This window comes from Allocoleopsis sp. (genome assembly GCF_036703385.1).
Taxonomy (GTDB): domain Bacteria; phylum Cyanobacteriota; class Cyanobacteriia; order Cyanobacteriales; family Coleofasciculaceae; genus Allocoleopsis.
This window is the reverse complement of the sequence record NZ_DATNPA010000392.1, coordinates 1-8,796: the sequence shown is the minus strand read 5'-3', so window position 1 is coordinate 8,796 and position 8,796 is coordinate 1. Positions and strand designations below refer to the sequence as shown.

The window sequence follows — 8,796 nt, the reverse complement described above, 5'->3', positions numbered from 1 at the left end:
TCCCGTAGAGTTTCCCCTACCTTGATTCCAGTCAGGAGGATGTTTTCGGCTTCCCTGAGATTGCCAGATTTAAGGAGACTATATCCTAGATTATTCAGAGCCCATCTTTCCCAATCCTTGCCACCAATTTCACGCAAGATTGCCAAACTCTGCTGGAGGTAATCAATCGCTTTAGCATAGTCTCCCAGGCTACTGTAAGCCAGCCCCAATTCGCCCAGGGCGCTCCCCTCTTCTAGGGGGGTTTTGAGGGAGCGTGCGATCGGTAAACTCTGCTGGTAGTAATCAATCGCTTTGTCGAAGTCTCCCAGGACAAGGTAAGCCCTTCCCAGACCAAGCAGGGTATTTGCCTCCCCTCCTCTGTCTTTGAGACCCTTTGCGATCGCCAAACTCTGCTGGAGGTAATTAATCGCGTTGGCATGGTTTCCCACTTGAAGCGAAGTGCCTCCCAGATTGAGCAGGGCAGTCCTCTCTCCTGCTCTGTCTTTGATTTCTCGCGCTATCTCCAAAGTCGCCTGGTAGTGAAAAATTGCTTTGATATTGTTCCCCAGGTTACGGTAAACCAGCCCCTGATTGTTCAGGACATGCATCTCTGCTGAGCGGTCTTTGAGGGAGCGTGCGATCGCTAAACTCTGCTCGTAGTAATCAATCGCTTTGGCGTAGTCTCCTAGGTTAAGGTAAGTATTCCCCAGATTGCTCAGGGTACTACCCTCACCTTTTCGGTCTTTGACTTCCCGCATGAGCGCCAAACTCTGCTGGAGGTAATCAATTGCTTTGGTATAGTTTCCTAGGGATTCGTAAGCAACTCCTAGATTATTGAGGGCACTCCCTTCTTCTTGGCGGTTATTGAGTTCGCGTGTAATTGTTAAACTCTGCTGGAGATAATCAATCCCTTTGCCGTAGTCTTCCAGGTTAATATAAGCCCGTCCCAGATAGCCTAAGACATACATCTCTGCTTGGCGATCGCTGGTTTCTCGATAGATAGTTAGCGCCTGTTGCCAAGACTGTAATGCTGCCTCAAATTGATTCGTGTTTAACTGCTGTGTACCTTGCCCTAGCAGTCGGTAAGCTTCTGCTTTCCGGGGAGTATTTTGAAGTTGAGCCAAGGATAAAAGTTTCTGAGCTGCCTCCTGCAATTGAGGGTTCTTAGTTTCCTGTGCGATCAATAAACCTTGTTGTAGCAGCGGGGTAGCGCGTGCAATGTCTTTGAGTCCAAGGTAAGCCGTCGCCAAGCCCACCAGAGCCTTTCCTTCACCCAGACGGCTTTTAATTTCTCGGCAGATAAGCAGTGCCTGTTGGAAAGATTGCAATGCCGCCTCGAACTGATTGCTTTTTAGCTGCTGGGTACCCAGATCAGTCAGTCGCTCTGCTTCTACTGCCTGAGGAGCCACGGATAGAAGTTTCTGAACTGCCGCCTCCAGTTGAGGGTTTTTTACTTCCTGTGCGATCGCTAAAGCTTGTTGCAGAAACGGGGTAGCGCGTGAGATGTCCTTTAGTCCCATGTAAGCTGCACCCAAACCCAGCAAAGCCTTTGCTTCACCCAGACGGCTTTTAATCTCTCGATAAATAGGCAGTGCTTGTTGAAAAGACTGTAATGCTGCCTGAAACTGATTGGTGTTTAGCTGCTGTGTACCGAGTTCAGTCAATCGCTCTGCTTCTACTATCCGGGGAGCCAAGGATAGGAGTTTCTGAACTACCGCCTCCAGTTGGGGGTTTTTTATTTCCTGTGCGATCACTAAACTTTGCTGCAAAAACGAGGTAGCCTTTGAGAGGTCTTTGAGTCCCATGTAAGCACCACCCAAGCACGCTAAAGCCTTTGCCTCACCCAGACGGTCTTTGATTTCTCGGTAGACAGGTAGTACCTGTTGGCAAGACTGTAATGCTGCCTGAAACTGATTGGTTTTTAACACCTGCTCAGTGCCTTGCTGTAGCAGTCGGTCTGCTTCTGCTTTTCGGGCATCTGTAGTCTGCGCCAATACTCGCTTTGTCGAAAATGGGACTGGAAAACCAGGCGTGATCGGTGCCGAGACAGTGACAGTGAGCACGACAAGGAAGGTGAGACCAATTTTCTGGAGATGCATGGGAGATACAGCCGCCGGGATACTTCGTCATCTATATCTCTCATGTTTCAGAGCTTATGCAGACGTGAATCAGTCAATAAAATTATCAGCAGCGTCACCCAACTTGTTGCGACCATCTCACCGTTCCGGAAGTAAGTCCTACCCATTAACTCACCCTTCAACTGTCACTTGAGGCATCGCAAGATATCGATAGAGTGTATCTCGTTGCTGGTAAGGACGCCCTACTGAACTGATAGCCTCCTGTAAGGTTTCCACTTCCATACAGGTACCGCCCTTAGCACCCGCCATTGAGGTGATATGCTCTTCCATCAAGGTGCCGCCAAGGTCACTACACCCCCATCTGAGTGCTTCTGTCGCTCCATCCAGCCCCAGTTTCACCCAACTGGGTTGATGATTGGATATCCAGTTACCTAGGAAAATCCGAGCGACGGCTGTGAGCAAGAGGGCATCTTCGAGAACGGGTTGGTCTCGTCCCACCCTGCGGCGTAGGGGTTTGGGGGCTTCTTGACCGACAAAGGGCAGCAGGATAAATTCAGTAATATTACTGGGGTAGCCCCGATCGCACGCCACTTGTTGGAGCGATCGCAACTTCTCTAAATGCCCCATCTGCTGTTCGGGTGTTTCAATATGTCCTGAAAGCATCGTGCTGGTGGTTGGCATCCCTAACCGATGTGCCGTTCCCACAATCTCTAGCCAGGTGGCTGTATTCGTCTTCTCTGGGCATAGAATCCGCCGCACGTCATCATCTAATACCTCTGCTGCCGTTCCCGGCATGGAACCAACACCCGCTTCTTGCAGTGCGGCAATGACTTCGGCATAGCTAATTCCGTCATGATCGGCGATAAACTGCACTTCTTGGGGTGAGAAAGCATGGAGGTGCAGCTGAGGAAATTCCTCCTTAATCGTTCTAACCAACTGCTGGTAATAGGGTAAAAAAGCACCGTTGAGTTTTGCCTCTGGGTTAAGTCCTCCCTGCATACAAATTTCTGTAGCCCCCCGCCGCACAGCGTCCCTCGTCTTTTCCTGAATTTGCCCCCAATCCAACCAAAAGGCACCGTCTTCATCGGCATCGCGGCGGAAGGCACAGAAACTACAGTGCTGTTCGCAGATATTGGTGAAGTTAATATTGCGATTGATCACGTAGGTGACAGTCTCCCCGACTTGCCGCTGACGGAGTTGATCGGCTGTCTGACGAATGGCTGCGATCGCAGTCGGTTCGGTTTGCTTTAGGAGTACGATACCCTCTTCTCGGGTTAAATCTTCACCCGCTAAGGCACGGTTAAGAATAGCATCAACTGTTTTAGTAATCACATCACATCCACACAAACCGGGTCACTCCTTTTAATTTTGACAAAGAATAGTCGTCCTGGATTGAAAGTACGTTGAAGGTGAAACAGACCTAGAGGAATCAACGGACTGGTTTCAGCCTCTTCTCTCAACAGAAGAGTCCCACCGTATATTTACCGAGAATACGCATATTTACTGAGAGAACTTACGCAGGTTGGCGCAGGCATACCAAAGCTGAATGAATCCACAATAGATGTATTGAGTGATACGGAAACCAAACAATGCTAGAAACAATCATCGCATTAAGCCAGTCCAAATCAGAGTATGCTTTTGAGATTGCAGAAAGTCTTTACCAACGATTAGAGAGCATTTCAAGCACAACCATCTCTCTCCAGTACGAGGTTAACAATTTTCTAACCTTCAAAGTTTACGAGGCTAGCGAAGGGATTATCCTGCGCCAAGGGCTTGAATTTATGGGTGTTCAATGCCTAATTCGCGGTATTACTTACAGATTGACCCACGAGCATTTAGATCAGCTGAGTAATCGTGAACTTCGGGAATTGTTAAACCATTTAGGGATTCAGGACAGCCATTTCCAGCTCAATTAGGGAACTTTCTTTAATCTGGATACAAATATTCCTTATTTCTTATTTATGGATACGAGGAAGTTCTTCATCAGCTTGGATAAATAAAATTCCCAAGCTTCTGGTTAAGTTATAAGGTACCAAGCGCTAGCATCTGTTTAATGTAGTACTTACGTAGATACTTTATCAGTAGGGTGGGCATTGCCTACCCTACAACTATATTAGAGTCTGAAAAGCAGATAGGGAAAAACCCTCAGCATTTTTTATCTTAGTTTTCTTTTAACGAAGAGTATTTTAAAGCGACTGTAATTCTAGTCAATATCTCGACCTTGTATTTTTTCTTCCCTGTCCCTGAGTGCTTGTTGAGGGGACTGGCGGCGGCGTCGATACCAATGAGCCCCGCCAACCAGTACTCCAGTTAACCCCAAGGCTCCCATTAAAGGCAAAACATTCCCGGTTTTCATCGCTTGTAATCCCGAACTTCCTATCATCACGAAAGGCAACACCCCCGGAACTGTACCCATCACTGTGCCGAGTAGGTAGTCTCGAAAGCGAATTGAGGTCAAACCCGCTGCAAAATTCACCAAACCATAAGGAATAATCGGCAGCAGCCGGATTGCGAACATATAAAACAAGCCACCCTGGCGCATTTCAGCATCCATTGTTTGCCAACGTCCCGCTAGCCTGCGGGCAATTGTTTCTCGTCCGACGGTACGGGTAAAGCCAAATGACACTACCGCCGCAATGATTGCTGCAATAGTCGTCCAAAGTGTGCCTAGCCAAGGGCCAAAAATTGCGCCGCCGGTCAGATTGAGTGCTGTTGAGGGCAATATCAATAGGGTTGCTACTGTATAGAGAGCAATGTAGATAATAGGTGCCCAAATCCCTGCGTGATGGAGCCATACCTGAAGTTGTTTGGGGTCAATACCCCCTAGAAAATACACCGCTAATCCTGTTGCCACAATGCAGAATACGGTGAGCAGGAAAAGGCCGCTTTTAACGTTCAAAACAACACTCCTACACACTCGACGCCTACAAACATCAAAGTTTTGTGAATCATGATTTTGTTCCAGTTAGCCTGCTTGAGTATTAGGGCTTGGAATTCCAGAGTTTATAAGTCTCTCTTTGAGAGAGCATAACTTATTAGCTCCTTAATGCCATGCTTCAGTAAGCATCAAGCTCAATTGATAGCTTAGAGATAAAATCTGTCAACCTGCTCAAGATAGATATTTGAACTAAAGTGGCTCTTCCAGCCGACCTCAGCGATGCAGGTTGGGAAAGCCGTCATTCGATTTGGGATGCAGGATTTTGGATTGACCCTCCCCACTCTCCAGGCTAGATGCTTGCAACAATGAGAGTTTCACTTCAGCCAAGATTTGATGTTGCATAGGGAAACAGATGCTAGTTTTCCAGGGTCTTACGCATCAGGTAGAAGATTAGTGCTAATTCTGCCATAAGGAACTGTTTGATTTGACCGCTCCATAGTAAGCTAACAGGCGTTCAATTTTGCATAATCAAATTTCTAAAACTCTTGTGGAATGGGCATCTTGCCCATTCATAAAGTGCAACTTGAAGGCGCGACAGCTTAGTGTCTACTGCAAAAGCAAGAAAACACTTGGCATCGACATCTATCACAAAGAATCGGTTTGTGGCACCCTAAACCCAGATAAACTTTACTCTGACAAAATAAAGACTTCCCCGATCGCGGCGTTCACGCTGTAATTTGAATGTCGAGAGGACATCAACCCCCTTCCTGTAACACTTGAGATGTGCTGAATGAGTACCAACCAACTTCACTCCCTTCTACCAGTTCCCTCAGGCCAGTTGCAAATTCCCGCTTCTGCATTTACCCCTGAGGAAAGCGGCGATTCTCTGGAGTCACCGAGCAGCGTGAGGCGCAGCTATCCCCTAGATACTAAAAACCGGATTCCTATAGGACTAGGGAATAGCCAAATTCTTTTGTCGATGGTGATTCCGACTTACAACGAGAGTAACAATGTTCAGCTCTTGATTGACCGCCTCAGCCAGCTGTTAGATGAGGCCATTCCGGGTGCCTATGAGCTGATTGTCGTGGATGACAATAGCCCCGATCGCACTTGGGAAATCGCGACGGCGCTGATGCCAGAGTATCCCCAACTCCGAGTGATGCGGCGAACTGAGGAACGAGGATTGTCTACTGCTGTTGTTCGGGGTTGGCAGGTGGCACGAGGAGAGGTTTTGGGAGTGATTGATGCTGACTTGCAACATCCCCCAGAGTTGTTGCTGAAGCTATGGGGCGAAATTGCGCGGGGAGGTGATTTAGCCGTTGCTAGCCGTAATGTGGAAGGTGGAGGAGTCAGTGATTGGAGCCCTATCCGGCGGTTTTTATCTCGTGGTGCCCAAACTCTAGGGTTAATTATTCTCCCGGAGGTCATCGGTCGCGTATCCGATCCAATGAGTGGCTACTTTATGGTACGCCGCAGCTGCATTGCTGGTCAAACCCTAAGTCCACTGGGCTACAAAATTCTAATTGAGGTGATCGCTAGAGGCAGAGTACCCTGGATTGGCGAAGTGGGCTATGTCTTCCAAGAGCGCCAAGCGGGTGAGAGTAAGGTGACGGCAAAACAATACGTGGATTATCTGCGCCACCTCATTCGCTTGCGCCTTTCCCTGGGGCCGATCGCACGGCTTTTCAGGTTTGGGCTCGTCGGCTTCAGTGGGGTGTTTGTGGATATGGCAGTGTTCTACCTGCTCAGTGACCCCACCGCCCTAGATTTGCCACTGACGCGCAGTAAAATTATTGCTTCCGAGTTCGCGATTATCAATAATTTCCTGTGGAATGATTTTTGGACGTTTGCTGATATTTCCAGTCATCAGCCGGGAATGCGTCATCGCTTGGAACGCCTCTTGAAGTTCAATGTTATTTGCCTCGCCGGGTTGATTATCAATGTCTTGCTGTTAAATTTCCTGTTTAATGTTTTTGGGATAAATCGATATGTAGCAAATTTGATTGCGATCGCCGCTGTCACGCTTTGGAACTTTTGGCTCAATCTAAAGCTCAGTTGGCGTGTCACCGATGTCAATTGAGGTCACTCTTGTTGAAAACTTTCCTCTCGTCTCGCTGGTTCCACCCACTACTCCTGCTCGTGTGGATTGCCATTGGCGCAAGTTTACGCTTCACTCATCTGGTGGGAAAGCCACCCTGGACGGATGAGTTTGCCACCTTAGTGTTTAGCTTGGGCAATAGTTTTCAACCTGTACCACTAGACCAAGCCATTGGGCTGGCTACTCTCTTGCAACCCCTGCAACCCAACCCAGGAGCTGGGGCGTCGCAGGTAATTCATCACTTGATTACAGAAGATCACCATCCTCCCCTCTATTTTGTACTCGCTCACTGGTGGATGCAGCTGTTCCCAGCCTCAGGAGGGTATGTCTCCCTATGGGCCGCGCGATCGCTCCCTGCTATTTTGGGTGTGCTATCCATTCCAGCCGTTTATGGACTGGGATGGTTAGCGTTTCGCTCACTTGTAGTGGCTCAACTGGTGGCGGCGATGATGGCCGTTTGTCCCTATGGGGTTTTTCTTACCCAAGAAGCTCGTCATTATGCCTTAGGCACTCTCTGGGTGATTGCTTCCTTATGTTGCCTGGTGGTTGCCGTAGAGCATCTGAAACGTCGGACACCTCTGCCCATTTGGGTCGCACTGTGCTGGGTGGTCGTGAATGCCTTAGGCATCGCCACCCACTATTTTTTCAGTTTAACTCTGGGTGCCGAAGCGATCGCTCTGATGGGATTTTGGCTTCTGGGCAGTCCCTGGGCTGCCAAAAAATTGGGAAAACTATTCCCCATTCCCGATAGCGAAGCGGTAGCAGCGGAGCGAAGTGAGCATCTTCGAGCGTCTTCCCGATTCCCGATTCCCCATTCCCATTGGCGGCGGATTTACGCCGTCGCCGCCGGTACAGGTGTTGGCTGCTTAGTTTGGGTACCCGTATGGCGGATGAGTCATGACACTCAGATGACGCAATGGATTATGAGCAATAATCGCACCTTCTTCGCCTTGCTCAACCCCATCTTTCAGGCGCTCGGGACTTGGATTACGATGCTAGCGTTACTGCCTGTAGAGTCACCCAGACTACTCGTCGTACTCGCTTCTGGGCTGGTGACGCTGATTTTTTTCATCTGGGCTTTGCCTATTCTCCATCGTGGTCTGAAAGTGCAAATAGAACAGCCGGAGACGCGTTGGGCAACTGGGGTTTTAGGGGGCTTTGTTTTAGGAGCGATCGCACTATTTTTTGCAATTACTTATTTCCTGGGTACTGACCTCACGCGAGGAGCACGATATAACTTTGTCTACTTCCCCGCCGTCATTGTTTTATTGGGCGCAGCACTCGCCGTCAGTTGGAATACACCTAAAACTTGGAAGTCCTCTGGGTTGCTGAAAACAGACCACGCAAAACCCCAAATTCCAGAACCCGATTGGGCATGGGGAATTAGGGACAGAGAAGACAGGGGCGTATCAGTCGAGAAAGAGTGGGAGAGTCGCCCAATTGCAGAGTCAGAAAAATTCCCCCCATCTCCCCTGCCTCCTCGCCGCCGATTTCCTTTTAGACTGCATGGTCAGCTAGCTGTAGTGATGATCTGGCTGATGGGTTTATTGAGTGGCATTACAGTCGTCAATAATCTAGGCTATCAAAAATACTATCGCCCCGACCTTTTGGTGCCCGTGATGCAAAAAGCCTCTTCGGTACCGATACTGATTGCGACAACCCACAATACCCTGGTTCAGACGGGTGAAATGATGGGGCTGGCTTGGGAGTTCAAACGTTCTAATGATGCGCCGCAGTTTCTCCTAGCTCATCAAGAGCAACAA

At 48.8% G+C, this 8,796-nt stretch carries 7 protein-coding genes; 3 read left to right on the top strand and 4 right to left on the bottom strand.

Going from position 1 to position 8,796, the window contains the following annotated elements; genetic code table 11:
• Together V6C93_RS19420 and cofH are read right to left on the bottom strand one after the other, a co-directional pair.
• The coding region (locus tag V6C93_RS19420) for a tetratricopeptide repeat protein (RefSeq protein ID WP_333478316.1) at nt 1–2,078 on the bottom strand (2,078 nt) is incomplete at its 3' end.
• A gap of 150 nt (nt 2,079–2,228) precedes the next feature.
• Nucleotides 2,229–3,389 carry a 7,8-didemethyl-8-hydroxy-5-deazariboflavin synthase subunit CofH gene (gene cofH / locus V6C93_RS19415; protein WP_333478315.1) on the bottom strand — a complete coding sequence of 387 codons (1,161 nt, stop codon included), beginning with the start codon at nt 3,387–3,389 and terminating at the stop codon, nt 2,229–2,231.
• Between the two features lie 257 nt (nt 3,390–3,646).
• On the opposite strand from cofH, the gene V6C93_RS19410 reads away from it, so the two are divergent.
• Nucleotides 3,647–3,973: a hypothetical protein gene (locus V6C93_RS19410; RefSeq protein ID WP_333478314.1), complete on the top strand. Its 327-nt coding sequence runs from the start codon at nt 3,647–3,649 to the stop codon at nt 3,971–3,973.
• A gap of 287 nt (nt 3,974–4,260) precedes the next feature.
• On the opposite strand, the gene V6C93_RS19405 is transcribed toward V6C93_RS19410, so the two are convergent.
• Complete coding sequence (locus V6C93_RS19405) at nt 4,261–4,956, bottom strand: TVP38/TMEM64 family protein (RefSeq protein ID WP_333478313.1); 696 nt, start codon at nt 4,954–4,956, stop codon at nt 4,261–4,263.
• Nucleotides 4,957–5,208: 252 nt separating this feature from the next.
• Nucleotides 5,209–5,337, bottom strand: coding sequence for a hypothetical protein (locus tag V6C93_RS19400; RefSeq protein ID WP_333478312.1), 129 nt, complete (start codon nt 5,335–5,337; stop codon nt 5,209–5,211).
• A gap of 388 nt (nt 5,338–5,725) precedes the next feature.
• Between V6C93_RS19400 and V6C93_RS19395 the strand changes: the two genes are divergently transcribed.
• Together V6C93_RS19395 and V6C93_RS19390 are read left to right on the top strand one after the other, a co-directional pair.
• Nucleotides 5,726–7,015: a glycosyltransferase gene (locus V6C93_RS19395; protein ID WP_333478311.1), complete on the top strand. Its 1,290-nt coding sequence runs from the start codon at nt 5,726–5,728 to the stop codon at nt 7,013–7,015.
• Nucleotides 7,016–7,023: 8 nt separating this feature from the next.
• A partial coding sequence (locus tag V6C93_RS19390; protein ID WP_349262769.1) for a glycosyltransferase occupies nt 7,024–8,796 on the top strand: 1,773 nt, incomplete at its 3' end.

Bases quoted from the DNA above. Each gene is read 5' to 3' on its own strand.
- V6C93_RS19395 (WP_333478311.1), top strand. From the start codon at position 5,726: ATGAGTACCAACCAACTTCACTCCCTTCTACCAGTTCCCTCAGGCCAG.
- V6C93_RS19410 (WP_333478314.1), top strand. From the start codon at position 3,647: ATGCTAGAAACAATCATCGCATTAAGCCAGTCCAAATCAGAGTATGCT.
- V6C93_RS19400 (WP_333478312.1), bottom strand. From the start codon at position 5,337: ATGCAACATCAAATCTTGGCTGAAGTGAAACTCTCATTGTTGCAAGCA.